Source organism: Shewanella submarina (assembly GCF_042646185.1).
GTDB lineage: Bacteria > Pseudomonadota > Gammaproteobacteria > Enterobacterales > Shewanellaceae > Shewanella > Shewanella corallii.
Genome location: NZ_JBHRTD010000012.1, coordinates 383,959 through 402,036 on the forward strand (window position 1 = coordinate 383,959; position 18,078 = coordinate 402,036).

Below are 18,078 nucleotides of genomic sequence, written 5' to 3' on the forward strand. Positions count from 1 at the left end.
GTACAGAGGTTTGCACGGTTTGCACATAAGGGAGTTTTAAAAATCTTTTCTAATCATATCGATACATGAATGGCCTGAGAAATAACAGGCCAATGAAAAGGAGATAATGTGCCGGCACGCTTTTGCTCAAAGTTTGATCTGGACTTCTATTGCTAACCTGTTGAATAATTAGCCAAAACAATGGCACGGTTTGCACTGGTCTGATGTGAAAAACGAGCATGCACACTATACAAATGTTAGGCCTTAGGAAAGTATGAGCAATCTTCGAAGTCTTGACTTAAGAACACGAGATATACGAAAACTTGTGAGTTATAAGTCACAGGATATTTCCTGGGACAAAGGTTGCGACGAAACGAGTGAGTGGGTTCTGGCATCTCTTGAGAATGAAGAATATAAAGAGAAGCTTAAAAATTGGCTGGCAAGTAAAAATATATCTCCTGAGAATCAAGGATTAAAGATTGATTCTGGGTGGAAAGAGCCAAAGCGAGTGGTATGGCAGGAATTTTTAGTAACTCCAGAAAATCACTTTGGAAAAGAAATGTTTGAACTCTATGATATCGATTTAAAGTGGATCATGGAATTTCAACCACAAGAGATTGTAAGGTTTGGGCGTTACAAATAATCGGCAATGGCCTAACAAGGCGCAGCAACGGACTGTCAAACCTGTCATTTTTTGTGCTTGCAACACAAAAACCGCCAGCTTTGCCTGCCGCTGTGCGCGGCGTTAGGTGCGCATATATATGAGTTCAGGTATTGTTTTTAGAGGTGTGGATTATGACTGTACAAACGGGATGGCAGAATACCTGCTCGACTTGTGCATCCAAGAATTTTCCGAGATCGAAGAATATGAAGAATATCCACATGTTCTTGAATTCTTTTCAGATTATAGAGAAATGTTTTTTGGAGGATTGATCATTTTTCTGAATGAGGAGGACTTTGAAAAGAAATCGGACTATATATTCTTATCAAAGCTCTTCGCTAGAGTATTTGATTTTGCCGAGTCAAATGAATCTGAGCTTACCGATATAGGAAAGGCTAAAGTTAGTTCGTCTTTTCGTAATTTGGTTGAGGAGCTAAAAAAATATGGTGCGTCCTAATTGGCTCAGCACCTAACAAGACGATGCACCAGACCTATACCTACTGGAACTGCTGGAGATGATGCAGCTAGAGAAATGATCAGAATATGGCTAGCACATGACAGCCTGAATGTTTCACTTCACCTCGGAATGTGGGAAGACGCAGAGGACTGCGATATTGATGAAAGAGATGCATGGGGAGAACTTCTTGCAGATACAGTTCAACATATTGCAAATGGAATGCACCAAAGTCACGGCTGGGACAAAGAGCAAACTATTGCTCGAATTACTCGTTCTCTTATAAAGCATTCCAAATGTCCAACAGGCACTATCACAGGTAATTACGTTGAATAGTGCGTATAACAAGTTAAAGCAGCGGAAACGACTCGCTACGCTCGCGTTTTCCGCTGTTTAAAGTGTTATGTGTCTCTGAGTAGTAGGTAGTAAATTGAAAAAGGTCATACCAGCTGAATTTGGATTCAAGTTAAAATCTCACAGGACATTTGGAGAATCTGTAAGTAGCGTTGATAGCGTCAAAGAGAAAATCCTCGAAAAAATAAATGGAGAGGTGCTGATTTCCTTTGAATTCAATGGAGAAGCGCTATCGTTGCAATTCAAAAACGAACTGTTCTTGAATGTAAAAGTAGGACTTGATGCGATTGAATGGCAAGTATCAGAGATACCAGATGTGACGACGTCATTATCGGAACAATCGAATATACTTTTTCAATTTGAGAACGATGTACGAATAGAGTGGGATATTCTAAACATATTAGAAGGTTTTATTGGTAAACAGGTAGCGGCATCATCAAGTGATCAACTTTTGTTTATATTCACAAAAGGTGGGGTTGAATATATGTTTTCTTCAGCTTGTGAAATGGGTGGTAGAAAAAAATCTTACTTGTGTTTGGGAGAAGTGTAGTGATGTCTACACATAACAAGCGCAATCACGTGGATCAATTTTACGCTGTGCTCCAAATTTCCCTGTGTTGCGGGCGTTATGTTGCATAGGGGTATGATCGAAAAGTTTAAGAAAGTAAGCTTTACTGCCGTCTTAGTTAGTTTGGCTGTAACGCTAGTACTTCACCTATCCGATGCTCAGTATGCGTTGCTAAGCGGATATGTGTTTTTAATATTATGGAGCTTAGATAAAGTTTTTTTGTGGTATTTTAACTTTGATTTCGGTATCGCTAGTCAACTAACTATTAAAAAAGATGCTCCCAAAATATTAAGGCTGGCAGGTCTAATATTTGCTCTATTTGTTTTATATATTGGTACTAAAGGTATATTGGAGTTGCCTGCAACATAACAAGGCAAATTAAAAAGTGCGGACAAAAACCAGTTGGCTTTGTTCGTGCCTCACAAATTTTAGCCAACTAATTTTTGCCGTTTATTTGTGGCGATACACCTCAAAAGGAATTACGATGTTTAAAATAGCCACTTTAGTATTATCACTATTTGCATTCAATGCATATGCTAGTTTTTCAGCCATTGTTATTGCATACGGTACTGGTGATGTTCCAGTAAATAGCTCCATTGATATTGAAGCCGAATATGTCGCTATGTCTGTGACCCTATCAAGCGATGCGAAGTATCCCGCTGAAAGAGCAAAACTCATTAAAAGTCTGCAGAGTTCTATAAAATCAGCTGCATTAAAATCTGAAGGCATAGATTTTCAACAAGGTGTTATTTCGCTTTCACCTCAAGAAAAATCATCTTTCTCTATATCTAAGTCCTATGGCGGGAGTGCTGGCTCTAGCTTTTATATACTTTCTAAGTTAGGCAAAGGAAAAGATGTCTACTCGGCCACTCAAGATATTTACGCCTTCATAGGTCGTATCAAAAGGCCTGAGGATACTAGCTTAAGACTGGGTAATACTTCACTGGCCATAAGCTCGCCTAGTGAGTATCGGGCCCCTTTGCTTGAAAAAATAAAATCAGAGATTAGCACAACAAAGGAAGCCTTAGGATCAGGCTATAAGGTGTCTATATCAGGTCTTGAGAACCCTGTAATCGTAAGGCAAAAAAACGATAAGCAGGTAACTCTGTTTATTGACTACCGAGTTCAGCTTAGTGAATAGGTGTAACAAGTGACTGACGGCTACTCCGTCGCTTGCTTATGTGGCGGTCGCTACGCTGCCACAGCAAACTACATAATCACAGCTTACCGCGGCGTTAAATTACTTCACCAACCCTCTCAGTACAAGGATAGTAATGAAAAACTTTTTAATGTGTTTTCTTTTATTGAGTACGCTCTTTGCAACTGCAAAAGCCGAAACTGAGACAGGCTTTGCTGATCTTATCGTGCAATACAAACAGCACTATAGTTTTTCGGGTGCTGTATTAGTTCTAAAAAATGGCAAGCCAATATTCACAGAAGCTCACGGATATGCGGATGATGTTGAGTTGCAGGAAGTAACTTTGTGAACACGCTTTGATATAGGTTCGATTCAGAAAGATCTTACAGCAATGTTGGTGCTGCAAGCATATGACAAAGGACTGCTGAATCCAGAAGATACGCTTGACAAGTTTTCCTTGGAATTTACAGACCCAAGAGCAATGAATATCACGATAAGACAGTTGTTGGAGCATCGCTCTGGCTTTGCTGACATCTTCACTGCTGAATACCGAAGCAACCCAAGTAGATACACTAACATCTCCGAAAAAATGGAAATTTTGCGCCCACGGCCTCTGTTATTTGAGCCAGGAACAGACCGAAAATACTCAAACTACGGCTACATAGTACTTGGGGCGGTTCTCGAGAAAGTAACTAAGCAGGATTATTGGACGTTGCTAGAAAAAAGTGTGTTGCACCCCTCTCGAGGGTCGCTTGAAACCAAGCAATCAGGTCATGATTTCGTGGCATTGCCTTATCATTTCAATTATGCAGGGAAGCGGCAGCTGGTAGATCCGAGCATGCTTGAGCATAAAACACCTGATGGTGGAGGAGAGCTGACAGTATATGAGCTTTACGCCGTCTACCAACAATTATTCAATCAAAAAAAATTGCTATCTGACAGTAGCTTGCAAATTTTCAGAATGCTGCAGAAAGATCAAGGGCAGTGGTTGGCATTTGGTGGTGGGCTTGGTGTAAGTACCGCGGTTGAGATTGATTTTACCAATGATGTTTGGATTTTTGTATTAGCAAATACAGATCGGTTGGTTGCTGAAGAGCTTTCTTCAAGATTAAGAAGTTTGGCACTATCAGGGCAAATCACCAAAGTACAGTCGCCAGCAACGTTATTTGCTTATCAGCAATTTCAGGAGCTGGGAGGTAAATTGTTTGGTATGCAATTTGAAGCTGTTTATAAAAATGCAGGTTATCAAACATTTATTGGTAAGACTATCACAGATCTGGCTAGAGAACTCATTGCAGCGGGTAAAGCTGAGGATTCCATATACTTTTTCAAATACCTGACTAATAGATTTCCAGAACATGCTGCAGTATATGATGGTTTAGCATATGGATACTTTAGTGCCGGTCGCTTTGATGACGCGAAAGCTGCCTTCGCAAAGGCAAAAGCATTAAATCCACATTACGACAGTCAGTTTAATGCGAGCAATTATGAAGCGGAATATCAATAAACCATGCAATTTAACAAGCAAAGTCAGTCGACGCGCACCGCGCAGCGGCTTTGGGCGTTAGGCCTCTAAATGAGCAACAACGGATTAGTTAAAGTTCACGTATCTTTACCCAATCACTGGATGGTTGGGGGCGAGTCTATGTGGGCAGAGCCCCTAGGAAATAATATCTATCGGCTTGAAAATGTCCCTTTCTTTACGTACTCGTTAAATTTCAAGGATGAAGTACAAGCTTTTGAAGACGATAACGGCATTTTGGAAGTTGAAAATGTCATAGCAAGAAGCGGTAACCGCACTCTCAGAATAATCTTTGACAAATCAATTGATAGAAACAAACAAGATTTTTATATCGAAAAAATTCGCGATTTGGATTGTTCATTGGAAAGATGGGATGAAACATACTTAACGGTCAATGTTCGTAAGTCTGCATGCTATTTAGATGTAATCAAACAGTTTGATATCTGGGATGCGGAAGATATTTTTGCTTATGAAACATGCGACGAGCAAATTCCAGGTTCCTTCGATGCAGAGCCGGATGACGATGCCTGACAAGTACGTCCCCCCAGTGAAACAGCAAACACAAAAATGCCCGGAGTGTCCGGGCATTTCTTTTTCTGACATAGGTTCTGCTGACTCACAGCCAATGGCAGGAGTGGATTTTCTTTTCCAACAAAGCCGCCGTGCCGACGTGTAGTTCACCTACACGAGAAGCGGCAATGCCGTTGGGGAAGAAAAGGCGCCCTGCTCCCCCCATAACGCCACCCATTAAAGGCGGATGCCACCATCAACTTCTAGCACTCGTCCATTGATGTAATCATTCTCAACCGCAAACATCACAGTCTTAGCCACTTCTTCCGGCTTACCCAAACGACCAACAGGTACCATTTTTTCCAGACGCTCCAACGCTTCCGGCTTCATGGCTGCTGTCATTTCGGTTTCAATCACGCCCGGGGCAACTGCGACGCTGCGAATACCATGACGAGCCAGCTCTTTGGCCCAGCCTACCGACATGGCTGCTACACCGGCCTTGGAGGCTGCATAGTTGCTCTGTCCCATATTACCGGCGCGGGCCAGGCTGGAGATATTGATAATGATGCCCTGCTGCTTTGAGGTAATCATGGCGGCTGCCGCTTCACGACCACACAGGAAGCTGCCGGTCAGGTTCACATTGATAACAGACTGGAACTGAGCCAGAGACATACGGTCAGTGACCTGACCTTCTTTGGCCTTCAGCAGCATGCCATCACGCAGGATACCCGCGTTGTTAACCAGCACGTTGACCTGGCCCAGGTCTTCCAGAATGTACTGGAAACCGGCAACCACATCTTCCTCGTCTGTGATATCCAGTGCATAGCCCTGAACTTCAGTCTGAGGGAAGCTGCCGCCCATATCGGCACAGGCACGCTCCAGTTTGTCCTGATCGACATCGATAAGTGCCAGACGGGCACCGGCCGCCGCAAATTCCTGAGCCATGGCCAGACCCAAACCACCTGCGCCACCCGTAATGACGACCACCTTATCTTTTAAATCCATCCACTTATCCTCAATTCTTGTACGTAATTCGGCTTACTCGTCGTTGGCAGGCACTGCAAACTGTTCAAAAATACTGGAGAAATCCCGCTTGCCATGGCCGCCCTTGGCGTGGCTGACATACAGGCTGCGGGCCAGTGCCCCCATAGGTGTGCTGGATTGACTGGAAAGTGCCGCATCCATCGCCAACCCGAGATCTTTCACCATAAGATCCACCATAAAGCCACCCTGATAACCTTTAGATGATGGTACAGCGTCCATCACCCCTGGGCAGGGATTATATTTATCCAGCGTCCAATTGCCACCACTGCTGACCTTCATGATGTCGGACAACACCTTGGGATCCAAGCCATTATCGATTCCCATCGACAGAGCTTCACTGGTACCAAGCATGAGTACAGACAACAGCATATTGTTGCAGATCTTGGCAATCTGCCCTGCACCTGCGCCTCCGGCATGGAAGATATTGGCGCCCATGACATCCAGCACAGTTTTGGCCTGCTCAAAGGCTTTGTCGCTGCCGCCGCAGATAAATGTCAGGGTACCGGCGGCCGCACCGGCTGTGCCACCGGATACCGGCGCGTCGATAAACTCAAGCCCTTTGTCTGCAGCTGCTGCCGCCACTGTGCGGGCGCTGTCCGCATCTATGGTAGAGCAATCTATCAGCAGGGTATCTTTACCCACGACATCCAGAATACCTTTTTGGTCATTATTGCCACTGTTATTGCCAATATAGAGACTGCGTACATGCTTGCCTGCAGGCAACATGGTAATGACAATGTCTGCCGCCGCGGCCGCGCCACAGGCAGTGTTGGCACTCAGACCACCGATATCGGTCAGGGCCTTTAATGCAGCAGGGTTAAGGTCAAAACCTGTGACTGTCATACCGGCTTTAACCAGGTTGGCCGCCATAGGCCCACCCATATTACCCAAACCAATAAATGCTACTGTCGCCATTTGGGCTCTCCTTATTTATCTTCCATGTGATTGGCGCAAACTCGTGATGTTCGCGCCAAAGGCAAATTATCTCCTCTGGTCAGAGGATATTCAGAGCGTATTCAGTGGATGGGACGCCTCATCCCAGGGGGAAGTCATCAGCTTATCCATCGCCTCCTGAGTCACCGCTTCCAGAGATGCAAACTGCCACTGAGGGTTTCTGTCTTTATCCAGCAGCAAAGCACGCACGCCTTCACAGAAATCTCCGTGAGCACAACAGTTAACGCTCCAGCCCAGCTCCATGCGGAAACAGTCCGCCAGCTCCATCTCGGTACCCAGTTGCATCTGAGCTTCAATCAGATTCCAACTCAGCGGACTGCCGGCCAGGAATGTATCTCTTGCGCGCCCAAGCCATGCCTCGCCGCGCTCTTGCAAATGGTCATCATCCAGCGCCGACAGACAGGAGTGAATGTCAGCCAGAGAGCCAGCCATCAGCTCATCAATACGCGCCTGATGCGCCTTAAGACGGCTGTTGTCGGCAATATTGTCATCGCTGAAACCATTGAGTGCCTGACTCAGCAGATCATGGTTGGTATTGGCATCATCCTGCCAGTGAACTTCAGCCAATGCGTCCCACAAAGATTCTTTGTTGTCTCTGTCGATGGCAAAGTTGGCCAGATCCACATACAGGGCATCAGCGCCATTCATGTTGTAACCGGTCAGCCCCAGGAACAGCCCGGTTCTACCCGGCATACGATTGAGAAAGAAACTGCCACCCACATCCGGATACAGGCCTATGGTGACCTCAGGCATGGCAATTCGGGAGGTCTGGGTAACCACTCTGTGGCTGGCACCGGCCATAAGTCCCAGGCCACCGCCCATGACAATACCGTCACCCCACACCATCACTGGCTTACCCAGAGTATGAATGAGGTAATCCAGCTGGTATTCCTCGGTAAAAAAGGTTTGGGCTTCAGGCGCTATCTCACCCGGGTTAGCGCGGGATGCTTCGGTAATCGCCCGCACATCGCCACCGGCACAGAAGGCCTTCTCACCGGCACCATCAAGCACTACACAGACAATTTCATCCTGCTCGCGCCAGGCTTCCAGCTGCGCCTTAAGCAGACGTACCATATCCAGATCCAGCGCATTCAGCGCTTTCTCAACGTTCAATGTGGCAATACCTATCTGCTTGCCGCCTTCACAGCCCAGGGTTTGAAATACTACTTTATCCATGTTCAACCCCTTATGCGTTCTTCCACTCTGGCTTACGCTTTTCAAGGAAAGCATTCACCCCTTCCGCCTGATCTTCAGTATCGAACAGGCCGATAAAGAGTTCACGCTCCAGTGGCAGCGCCTGAGTGCGTGGTATAGCGCGACCCGCCTGGATCAGCTGCTTACACACAGCTACACTGGATGGGCTCTGGTTGGCGACCTTGGCCGCCAGCTCAATAGCTATTTCCAGTGCCTTGCCGGTTTCAACCACTTCTTCCACCAGGCCAATGCTGTGTGCTTTGTCAGCCTTGATACGCTCACCACACAAAATCATACGCTTGGCCCAACCTTCGCCCACCAGAGCTGTCAGGTTCTGAGTACCACCGGCGCAAGGCAGCAGGCCAACCGTGGCCTCTGGCAATGCCATCTGAGATTGAGACTCAGCGATACGGATATCACAGGCCAGGGCGACTTCCAGACCGCCGCCCATGGCATAGCCATTGATCGCGGCGATAGACACCCCACGGAACGCGCTCAGGGTCTCGAATGCTTCACCAAATGCCATGGCCATAGTGGCAGCATTGCCTTTGTCGCCATCGGCAAACAACTTAAGGTCGGCACCTGCAGAGAAGAACTTCTCCCCCTCACCTGTCAGCACCAGGGCGTAGATTTCCGGATCGGCATCCAGCTCCAGAATTTTGTCACGCAGGTTATACAGGCCTTCCTGTGTCCAGGTGTTGGCCGGCGGGTTACTGATGGTGAGAATGGCGGTGTTGCCTTCGATACGTTCAATCAGTTGAGTCATTATTCCTTTCCTTCGAATTCGTGGCTTGGCTGTTGTGCAGTGCTGCGCTGTAAATCAACAGCTCCCCTGATGCTTATGCCGCTTAGCTTGTGGCACATATCTTATGGCTCTCTTAGTTTGTGGCTCTGGGCGTCAGTGGGAGCGAATAGGGTCAGTGCCTTACTTGATTTCCCCCACATGCTCGTCCAGCAGACGGCGGGCGATGATCAGACGCATAATCTCGTTGGTACCTTCCAGAATCTGGTGTACACGCACATCACGGAAATGACGCTCCAGCGGATATTCGCGGATATAACCATAACCACCATGCAGCTGCAGTGCAGCATCACATACCTGGAAACCCACATCTGTGGCAAATCGTTTGGCCATGGCGCAGTAGGCGGTCGCTTCAGGATCACCCGAGTCCAGCTTAAATGCAGCCAGACGTACCATTTGGCGGGCTGCCACCAGCTCGGTCGCCATATCGGCCAGCTTGAACTGCAGTGCCTGGAATGCCGCCAGAGGCTTACCAAACTGCTTACGCTCCTGCATATATTCAGTGGCGCGCTCGAGTGCAGCCTGGGCAGTGCCTACAGAGCAGGTGGCGATATTGATACGGCCGCCATCCAGGCCCTTCATGGCGAAGGTAAAGCCCTGGCCTTCTTCACCCAGCAGGTTGGCCACAGGCACACGTACCTCTTCAAAGGTCACCAAACGGGTTGGCTGGGCGTTCCAGCCCATCTTGTCTTCAGCTTTGCCATAAACAATACCGGCAGCATCGGCAGGCACAGCAATGGCTGAGATCCCCCTGGGACCTTCACCACCGGTGCGGCACATTACCACCAGCATTTCAGTGTCACCTGCGCCTGAGATAAACATCTTGGAGCCGGAGATCACATACTCATCGCCATCGCGAATCGCTTTGGTCTGTAACGAGGCTGCGTCACTGCCTGAGCCCGGCTCAGTCAAACAGTAAGATGCCAGCTTCTGACCAGTGGTCAGGGCTTCGCTCCACTCTCCACGCAGGGTTTCGCTGCCCCAGGTGGTGATCATCCAGGTGGCCATATTGTGAATGGTCAGCATGGCAGTGGTCGCCGTACAACCCATCGACAGCTCTTCGAAAATAATGGCGGCATCAAGACGACTCAGGCCCATACCACCCTCGCTTTCCGGGGAGTACAGAGAGCAAAAACCCAGCTCTCCGGCCTTTTGAATAACGTCCTTGGGGAAATGATGTTCTTCATCCCAGCGCGCTGCGTGGGGAGCCAGCTCTTCGGCTGCAAACTGACGGGCCAGCTCGGCAAACTGACGTTGATCTTCGTTGAGATTGAAATCCATCTGACAACTCCTGTCACTTGTGTTCTTTGACCCGACTCACTCGTCAATCAAGAGGCCGGGTTCTTATTGTCATTATTGGTATGAGTCACAAGGCCAGCTAGTCAGTCCTTGTAACCAACAGATGCCGCAGGGGCGGCATCTGTACTGTCTATTACTTGAGGGCAATGGTCATGTTGGGACCGGACGGGATATCGTCCTCAAACCAACGGGCGGTAATCGTCTTGGTTTCGGTAAAGAAACGCACCGCTTGCTTGCCGTAGGCGTGCTGATCGCCATAAAAGCTGCCCTTCCAACCTGTGAAAGAGAAGAATGGCAGAGGTACAGGGATAGGCACATTGATACCCACCTGGCCCACTTCAATCTCGTGCTGATACTTGCGGGCAGCGGCGCCACTGGCAGTAAAGATAGAGGTACCGTTACCATAAGGGCTGGCATTCACCAGCTCGATAGCATCTTCCAGCGAGTCAGACTCAACACAGCAAAGGACCGGGCCAAAGATCTCTTCTTTGTAGATGGTCATTTCAGGGGTCACTTTGGTGAACATGGTTGGGCCAACCCAGTTGCCGGACTCATAACCTTCCAGAGTGAACTCAGAGCCATCGAGCAGACACTCGGCGCCCTCTTCCTTACCCTTGGCGATAAGGCTCAGCACACGTTCTTTGGCCTGAGGGCTGATCAGCGGGCCATAACCGGCCTCTGCGTCATCCCATAGACCCGGACGGACTTTGCCCAGGCGCTCTTTCAGCTCAGGGATCCACTCTTTGGCTTCACCAACAAATACCGCTACAGAAATTGCCATACAGCGCTGACCGGCTGCGCCCACAGAAGCGCCCACCAGGTTGTTAAGCACCTGCTCTTTGTTGGCATCCGGCATAATCACACTGTGGTTCTTGGCACCGGCAAAGGCCTGCACTCGCTTAAGGTGATCAGTACCAGTCTTGTACACATACTGGCCAACACCCACAGAACCAACGAAAGAGATCGCCTTGATATCTTCATGGGTCAGCAGAATGTCCACGGCGCTCTTGTCGCCATGTACCAGCTGCAGTACGCCTTTTGGTGCGCCAGCCTGTTCAAACAGTTCAGCCAGACGCAGCGGCGTCATGGGATCTTGCTCTGAAGGCTTAAGTACAAAGGTGTTACCACAGGCAATTGCCAGCGGGAACATCCACAGCGGGATCATTGCCGGGAAGTTAAAGGGGGTAATACCGGCACATACACCCAGAGGTTGGGTGTAGCTGTAGGTGTCAATTTTGCGGGCTACGTTCTCAACGGTTTCGCCCATCAACAAAGAAGCGATGCTGCAGGCGTGCTCAGCCACTTCAATGCCACGCCATACATCGCCTTTGGCATCTTCAAAGGTCTTACCGGTTTCTTTGGCCAGAATCGTGGCCAGCTCATCATGGTGTTCTTTCAGCAGGTGCTGATAACGCAACATCACACGGGCACGCTCAGAAACCGGCGTCTCTTTCCAGGTCTGGAAAGCAGACTTGGCACTGGCAATGGCGCCCAGGACTTCGTCGTCAGTGGCACATTTGATTTCGGCAATGGGCAGGTTATTGGCAGGGTTGGTCACTGTGATCAGGCGATCTCCAGAGCCTGTCGTGAATTCACCGTCGATGTAATGTTTGATTTGCGTGGTCATCTTCAAGTCCTGTTGATTATCCCGCTGAGCCCAGAGCAATAGGTCATTACTCTGTACGCCTGTTTTTAATTGTTACGTCTGTCAGCTCACCGGTGTTGAATTTTTTATAACGCTTTGATGAAAATGGCTGCACACCCGTGTTCCGGGAACAGGAAAGTGTACAGCCAGGGGATTACTCGATTTCAATGGCCATAGCCGTGGCTTCGCCGCCGCCGATACACAGGCTGGCGACGCCGCGCTTCAGCCCCTGATTACGCAAGGCGTGGATCAGAGTAACCAGAATACGGGTGCCGGAGCAGCCAATGGGGTGACCCAGAGCGCAGGCACCACCGTGCACATTCACTTTGGTCGCATCCAGTCCCAGCTCAGAGATAGCCAGCATAGTCACCATGGCAAAGGCTTCGTTGATCTCATACAGATCCACCTCATCCTTGCTCCAACCTGTTTTCGCAAACAGCTTGTTCATGGCACCAACAGGGGCTGTGGTAAAGGCCGCAGGCTCCTGAGAGTGAGTTGTCTGACCGCGGATCACCGCCAGCACATCCAGGCCCAGCTCTTTGGCTTTGGCGCGACTGGTGACCATCAATACGGCGGCACCGTCGGAGATAGAAGAAGAGTTGGCAGCAGTAATGGTGCCATCTTTGGCAAACGCCGGACGCAGCGCCGGGATCTTGTCAGGACGGGCATTGCCCGGCTGCTCATCGATAGCCACAGTCACCTCACCCTTACGGGAGGAGATGGTCACAGGCACGATTTCATTGTTAAACGCGCCAGAGGCGATGGCTGCGTTGGCTTTTTCCAGCGAGGAGAGTGCAAAGGCATCCATCTGCTCACGGGTGAGGTTAAAGTCGTCAGCTGTCTTTTGCGCGAAGGTGCCCATAGCACCGCCGGTGTAGGCATCTTCCAGGCCGTCGAGGAACATATGATCCAGCACCTTGCCATGGCCCATACGCATGCCGCCACGGGCTTTGTCCAGCAGATATGGCGCCTGACTCATGCTCTCCATACCACCGGCAATCACCAGATTGGCACTACCGGCTTTAATCAGGTCATGGGCCATCATTACCGTCTTCATGCCGGAACCGCACACCTTATTGACTGTGGTCGCACCGACAGACAAAGGCAGATCAGCACCCAGTGTCGCCTGACGTGCAGGTGCCTGCTTGAGGCCTGCTGGCAGCACACAGCCCATCAGCACTTCATCCACCAGCTCACCAGCTATACCGGCGTCCTGCATCATGCCTTTAATAGCAGTTGCGGCCAGCTGAGGCGAAGGCACAGAGGATAAACTCCCCTGAAAACCACCCATGGGGGTGCGCTTGGCTGCGACAATGACAATATCCGTTTCAGTGCTCATAACCACTCCAGTCTGTTTGACCAGGCCCTCTGCGTGAGGCGCAGAAAGCCCTTGGTTGTTCAAATATTAGCACTGTGACGTTTACGCGAACGTAAAGCAAGTGTTAATTGGTCTAATGAGCAGCAAATTCGACAGTACAAATGTCACTCAGGATTTACAAAACCCTGAGCAGCATAAATGATTGCTTTGGTGAAATGCCCCAGGGGCTTCAGCGGTTTGAATTTGGACTAAGCACAGCAGAAATGAGATCCCGGTTACATCAGAAAACCCTGTTTTTATACTTGGAGTTCAATAACTTTCAAAGTTTGCTGTAATTTGGCATCATCAGCGGTTTTAAAATCCGGGTATTTTATTTTCATGCGTCTTGCCTTCTTTGCGCTTTCCTCCTGTCTTCTTGCCCCTGTGGCCGCTGTCGCAGAAGATCTGCAGTCACTCAACAAAGCGTACTCAAGCCTGGTTAAGCGTGAATTGAACAACAAGAGCATTCCCGGTATCGCCTACACCATAGTCAAGGGCGAAGACGTGATTGCACTGGAAACCTTTGGTCATCTGGATACCAGCAAAAAGAAGAAAGTCGATAAAGATACTGTGTTTCGCCTCGCTTCTGTTTCCAAACCCTTTGCCGCCACCCTGACCACCATGATGGCCCAGGAGGGTCAGCTGAGTCTGACCGACCCTGTCACCAAATATGTTCCTCAGTTTGAGCTGGCCAAACCCGGGGCGGCAGACAAGATTCAACTCCATAATCTGCTGAGTCACTCTGCGGGTTTGATGCCCAACGCCTACGACAATCTGCTCCATGAGAACTGGAGTATGGAGAAAATCATCAGCCAGTTTGACCGGGTCACACCCATTTGTGAGCCCGACAACTGCTACGGCTACCAGAATATCGCTTACTCTATGGTGCAACCTGCCATTGAACAGGTTCAGCCCCTGTCCTATGCCAGGCTGCTGGAAAGCCGGATTTTTCAGCCATTGGGCATGACCAATGCCTCCGTTGGTATCGACGTATACAAAGACAACCCCAACACCGCCAAGCCCCATGTGCTGATTAAAGCCAGCAAAACGGGCAAGAAGGACAGTAATGGCAGGGATATTCGCCGCTATGTGTGGCGTACAGTGAAGGTGGAACCAGATTATTACAAGGTTGAACCGGCGGCCGGAGTGAATGCCAGTATCTCAGATATGGCCAAATGGCTGACCGCTAATCTGGGCTATGCACCGGACGTGTTGTCGCAGGAGTTGCTGACAGAAGTCACGGAACCCAGAGTCAGAACGGCAAAAGATCTGCGCCGCCTGTACTGGCGAGGACACCTGCTTGATGCTCACTATGGCTATGGCTGGCGTATCTACCAGTTTGACGGTATTCCTCTGGTGTACCATTCAGGCTGGGTATCAGGGTTCCGGGCCGATGTTGCCTACGCCCCCACTCTGGATATAGGTTTTGCCATGTTGATGAATGCCGAAGCCAACGAGATCAACAAACTCTCCGCCAAATTCTGGGATATGGTGATTCAGGACTCCAACTAGTTTTATTTTTAAAGCCGAACCTCAATGTTCGGCTTTTTCTATGAACAGCCTTCTGTCTCTGTTACAGCTCGCCTCTCCAAAGCACCTCCAATTATTTTCAAGCTCATAATAGTAAGAACGACCAACAGACAAATGAGTCGCCCAACAGTTAGTGTAAGCCTTCAACATAATCACAAGCTGATTGTGCCAACCAGAAGTCGCTGACTTAATACGGGAAACAGGGAGTCACCATGAGTAAATACCTCTACCTTTTAATCTGCGTAGCCTTGATAACAGGCTGCTCCGCTACTCAGGTGACAGACGAATATCCCAAAGTACAGGATGCCATTGTCCTGCAGGCTGAGGTGGTAAATGACCCACTATTCACTGAAATTCTGACCGAATTGGAATCCAATGGTGCCATCAACTGGGATGACAATCGAACAGGTTCGGTAAAGGAAGATTTAAGCCGGTACCAATCAAACCTTGCCTGGGCACTGGAGCAGTTTTCCACTCGTGGCCCCTATTCTCAAAATGATGTATTTCTGTGGCGAAAGTGGAATCCCCCTTGGTCCCCGACTACAGCGGTAACCGACGCCTGTGAAAACAGCACTAAACTGAACAAGTGGACGCTCGACCGTGACAAACTCAAGATAGCCAATACTCTGGTGCATGAAAGAGGACACTCTTTTTGCCTGACCCATCCCTCTCAGAATCGTACACCTAACCAATGTGACTTTACCTACATTAGTGGTGATCTGGCTGAAGCCATTTTGGTTCACAGGCAAAACCTAAAGACACGTCAGTTTGACAAGCCCATGTGCCCGGCACTGTGCGCCAGTCTGGAAGCCAGAGGTATGCTCCATGGCTGCAAATAGCCATAGATTAAGTCACTGAAGGCTAAGGCAGGCATTCAAATAAATGGAAACTGAGATGAATTGGACAGACTTAATCACCAACCCTCAAGCTGTTATAGGTATCTACAAACAGGCACCATCGCTGGACAGTTTCATCATAGAGCGACTGATCATCAATGCCGGTTCGGTCGTCATCTCAGGAGATCTCGCCGCACTCCCCTCTCCGCTTCCCAAGCGGTGGCAGCGCAGTGGTGTCAGTCGCTGCTCCGCAAAGATAACGCTAAGCGGTATTGCGAAGCTGCAATTGGATGGTGTACCCAGCATTCAGATTGATAGTGACAACTGCCTTATCGGACGCGGTGCCAAGCTATCAATCGAACAGGCTGACAGCTGCTGGCAAGCCGCCGATGGCACCTCCTTCCCACACAGATTGATCGTCTGCCAGAGCGACTTCATCAATTTCAGGATTGTCAGCCAGGTTGTTGCTGTCAGCCTTGAAGGCTATGGGCCGTCGGCAGTTTAACTCCCGCAATTAACAAGGTAGTGGTATCGCTTGCGGGCAATAAAAAGGAGCATCAATTGGATATAAACACCATCATGACATTCACAGTCGTTGCGACTCTGCTGGTCATCTCGCCCGGCCCCAACGGTTTTTTACTCGCAAAGACAGTACCTGTGTCAGGTAATAAAGCGGGCTTTGCCAATGTTTTCGGTTTCGTGGCCGCTTTTTACATTCATGGCACTTTGTCAGTATGTGGAATATCGATACTCCTGCTGCAGTCTGCCAACGCATTCTTTGTATTTAAGATGCTGGGGGCGGCTTACTTAATTTGGATTGGTATCAAGGCGCTTATCAGAGCATTTGGCACCAGTACTCCTGCTCAAGTTCAGTCACAGACTAAGGTTCAGGGAACGTCTTCCCTTAAAACCGCCTTCATGGAAGGTTTCCTTACCAATGTGCTCAATCCCAAAGTCTCTATGTTCTATTTGGCAGCCTTTCCCCAATTTGTCAGCGCCGATGACAGTGCGTTAGCTGCTTACACTCTGGTGACCACACATGCTCTGGTCAATTTTGTATGGTTTGGTGCCATGGTGCTGGCCCTGTCACAAGCTAAACAACTCGCCACTTCAGGCCGCTTCAAAAAGTGGTTGGATGTGACCACAGGCACCATATTTATAGGGTTTGGAACCAAGCTGGCGCTAATGCGGAATGCGTGAATACCTATAAAACAGCCTGCGTTAAATGCAGGCTGTTTTATTAATGGGTCATACTTGCTGTGAATGCTGAGGCACTGACAATCAGGACTCCCAGGGCGTCATCGCCTGCATATCATTGAGATCGTAGGGAGTCAGCTGGTAAACATAGTAGTTAAGCCAATTGCTGACGAGCAGGCTGCCATGGCTGTGCCAACGGGCTACGGCGGCGTTATCCGGGTCATCGCCTTTAAAGTAATTCTTCGGCAATTCTGGTTCCAGCCCCTCTCCCAGATCTCTGAAGTACTCATCCCGCAAGGTGTGTTTCTGATACTCAGGATGTCCGGTCACAAACAACTGGCGATTATCTTTAGACAGCACCAGGTAAGCACCGGCTTCACCTGAGTGGGCGAGAACATCCAAATCCGGATGGGCTCTCAGCTTCTCCAGCGGGATTTCAGCAAAGCGTGAATGGGGTGCGAAAAACTCATCGTCAAATCCCCGGAGCAAGGGGTAAGGCTTACCGGACCTTTCATGAGCGAATACCCCGGAGCGTTTTCTGGGCAGCAGTTCGCGTTGCAGCCCATAGAGATGGTAAAGACCAGCGTGGGCGGCCCAGCACAGAAACAAAGTTGATGTCACATGGGTTTGCGACCAGTCGATAATCTCCTGAATCTTGTCCCAGAAGGTGACCTCGGTAAAGTCAATCTGGCCGAGCGGCGCGCCGGTAATAATCAGGCCATCATAGTTTTTGTCCCTCACCTGGGAGAAATCCCGGTAAAAGGTATTCATATGATCGGTGGGAGTATGTTTGGAAACCTTATCGTGAATACGTAGCAGATCCACGTCCACCTGCAGTGGTGTGTTACCCAGCAGACGCAGAAGTTGGGTTTCGGTCTCAATCTTATTGGGCATAAGATTCAGAATAAGCACCCGCATGGGGCGAATATCCTGATTGGCTGCCCGGGTTTCTGACATCACAAAGATGTTTTCGGAAACTAACACCCCGGCAGCGGGAAGGTTATCTGGGATCCTGACCGGCATACTGCGCCTCT

Annotated in this window: 21 protein-coding genes; 13 read left to right on the forward strand and 8 right to left on the reverse strand. The window is 49.1% G+C overall.

All coding sequences use genetic code 11. The annotated features are described in order from the left end of the window. Positions 1-253 precede the first annotated feature (253 nt). From ACFOE0_RS10655 to ACFOE0_RS10695, 9 genes are all read left to right on the forward strand, one after another. Entirely contained in the window at positions 254-622 is a 369-nt protein-coding gene (locus ACFOE0_RS10655) for a hypothetical protein (protein WP_248935842.1), read from the forward strand. Positions 623-740: 118 nt separating this feature from the next. Then, a complete protein-coding gene (locus ACFOE0_RS10660; protein WP_248935843.1) occupies positions 741-1,097 on the forward strand; it encodes a hypothetical protein in 357 nt (118 codons plus the stop codon). Then, positions 1,098-1,430 (forward strand): DUF5076 domain-containing protein, encoded by a 333-nt coding sequence (locus ACFOE0_RS10665; protein WP_380711946.1) that lies wholly within the window; start codon positions 1,098-1,100, stop codon positions 1,428-1,430. It abuts the gene before it with no gap. Between the two features lie 94 nt (positions 1,431-1,524). Then, positions 1,525-1,998 carry a hypothetical protein gene (locus tag ACFOE0_RS10670; protein WP_248935844.1) on the forward strand — a complete coding sequence of 158 codons (474 nt, stop codon included), beginning with the start codon at positions 1,525-1,527 and terminating at the stop codon, positions 1,996-1,998. 93 nt (positions 1,999-2,091) lie between these two features. After that, positions 2,092-2,385, forward strand: a complete 294-nt coding sequence (locus ACFOE0_RS10675) for a hypothetical protein (RefSeq protein ID WP_248935845.1) — start codon at positions 2,092-2,094, stop codon at positions 2,383-2,385. A gap of 115 nt (positions 2,386-2,500) precedes the next feature. Then, positions 2,501-3,157 carry a hypothetical protein gene (locus ACFOE0_RS10680; protein WP_248935846.1) on the forward strand — a complete coding sequence of 219 codons (657 nt, stop codon included), beginning with the start codon at positions 2,501-2,503 and terminating at the stop codon, positions 3,155-3,157. A 133-nt stretch (positions 3,158-3,290) separates the two neighbouring features. Beyond that, positions 3,291-3,503 (forward strand): beta-lactamase family protein, encoded by a 213-nt coding sequence (locus ACFOE0_RS10685; RefSeq protein WP_248935847.1) that lies wholly within the window; start codon positions 3,291-3,293, stop codon positions 3,501-3,503. A gap of 12 nt (positions 3,504-3,515) precedes the next feature. Then, a complete protein-coding gene (locus ACFOE0_RS10690) occupies positions 3,516-4,661 on the forward strand; it encodes a serine hydrolase domain-containing protein (protein ID WP_346347857.1) in 1,146 nt (381 codons plus the stop codon). A gap of 69 nt (positions 4,662-4,730) precedes the next feature. Then, on the forward strand, positions 4,731-5,207 hold the full coding sequence (locus ACFOE0_RS10695; protein WP_248935849.1) for a DUF4265 domain-containing protein: 477 nt from the start codon (positions 4,731-4,733) through the stop codon (positions 5,205-5,207). Positions 5,208-5,423: 216 nt separating this feature from the next. Here the strand turns inward: ACFOE0_RS10695 and ACFOE0_RS10700 are convergent, their stop codons facing one another. The 7 genes from ACFOE0_RS10700 to ACFOE0_RS10730 all read right to left on the reverse strand — a co-directional run bounded on the left by ACFOE0_RS10700 (position 5,424) and on the right by ACFOE0_RS10730 (position 13,463). Next, on the reverse strand, positions 5,424-6,191 hold the full coding sequence (locus ACFOE0_RS10700) for an SDR family oxidoreductase (protein ID WP_248935850.1): 768 nt from the start codon (positions 6,189-6,191) through the stop codon (positions 5,424-5,426). A 33-nt stretch (positions 6,192-6,224) separates the two neighbouring features. Further along, positions 6,225-7,145, reverse strand: coding sequence for a 3-hydroxyisobutyrate dehydrogenase (mmsB, locus tag ACFOE0_RS10705; protein ID WP_248935851.1), 921 nt, complete (start codon positions 7,143-7,145; stop codon positions 6,225-6,227). A 90-nt stretch (positions 7,146-7,235) separates the two neighbouring features. Next, a complete protein-coding gene (locus ACFOE0_RS10710; RefSeq protein ID WP_248935852.1) occupies positions 7,236-8,360 on the reverse strand; it encodes an enoyl-CoA hydratase/isomerase family protein in 1,125 nt (374 codons plus the stop codon). A 10-nt stretch (positions 8,361-8,370) separates the two neighbouring features. Next, a complete protein-coding gene (locus ACFOE0_RS10715; RefSeq protein ID WP_248935853.1) occupies positions 8,371-9,144 on the reverse strand; it encodes an enoyl-CoA hydratase in 774 nt (257 codons plus the stop codon). A gap of 159 nt (positions 9,145-9,303) precedes the next feature. Further along, positions 9,304-10,461: an acyl-CoA dehydrogenase family protein gene (locus ACFOE0_RS10720; protein ID WP_248935854.1), complete on the reverse strand. Its 1,158-nt coding sequence runs from the start codon at positions 10,459-10,461 to the stop codon at positions 9,304-9,306. Positions 10,462-10,612: 151 nt separating this feature from the next. Continuing rightward, the gene (locus ACFOE0_RS10725) at positions 10,613-12,106 is read right to left on the reverse strand and encodes a CoA-acylating methylmalonate-semialdehyde dehydrogenase (RefSeq protein WP_248935855.1); all 1,494 of its coding nucleotides are present in this window, start codon (positions 12,104-12,106) and stop codon (positions 10,613-10,615) included. A 172-nt stretch (positions 12,107-12,278) separates the two neighbouring features. Then, entirely contained in the window at positions 12,279-13,463 is a 1,185-nt protein-coding gene (locus tag ACFOE0_RS10730) for a thiolase family protein (protein WP_248935856.1), read from the reverse strand. Between the two features lie 357 nt (positions 13,464-13,820). Here ACFOE0_RS10730 and ACFOE0_RS10735 point away from each other — a divergent pair, with 357 nt between their 5' ends. The 4 genes from ACFOE0_RS10735 (at position 13,821) to ACFOE0_RS10750 (ending at position 17,047) form a co-directional block, all read left to right on the forward strand. Beyond that, positions 13,821-14,993 (forward strand): serine hydrolase domain-containing protein, encoded by a 1,173-nt coding sequence (locus ACFOE0_RS10735; RefSeq protein WP_248935857.1) that lies wholly within the window; start codon positions 13,821-13,823, stop codon positions 14,991-14,993. Positions 14,994-15,223: 230 nt separating this feature from the next. Further along, positions 15,224-15,850: a hypothetical protein gene (locus tag ACFOE0_RS10740; RefSeq protein WP_248935858.1), complete on the forward strand. Its 627-nt coding sequence runs from the start codon at positions 15,224-15,226 to the stop codon at positions 15,848-15,850. A 55-nt stretch (positions 15,851-15,905) separates the two neighbouring features. Beyond that, complete coding sequence (locus ACFOE0_RS10745) at positions 15,906-16,352, forward strand: hypothetical protein (RefSeq protein ID WP_248935859.1); 447 nt, start codon at positions 15,906-15,908, stop codon at positions 16,350-16,352. 56 nt (positions 16,353-16,408) lie between these two features. Continuing rightward, a complete protein-coding gene (locus ACFOE0_RS10750) occupies positions 16,409-17,047 on the forward strand; it encodes a LysE family translocator (RefSeq protein WP_248935860.1) in 639 nt (212 codons plus the stop codon). Between the two features lie 81 nt (positions 17,048-17,128). Here the strand turns inward: ACFOE0_RS10750 and metA are convergent, their stop codons facing one another. Then, complete coding sequence (gene metA / locus ACFOE0_RS10755) at positions 17,129-18,067, reverse strand: homoserine O-acetyltransferase MetA (RefSeq protein WP_248935861.1); 939 nt, start codon at positions 18,065-18,067, stop codon at positions 17,129-17,131. Between the last annotated feature and the right edge of the window lie 11 nt (positions 18,068-18,078).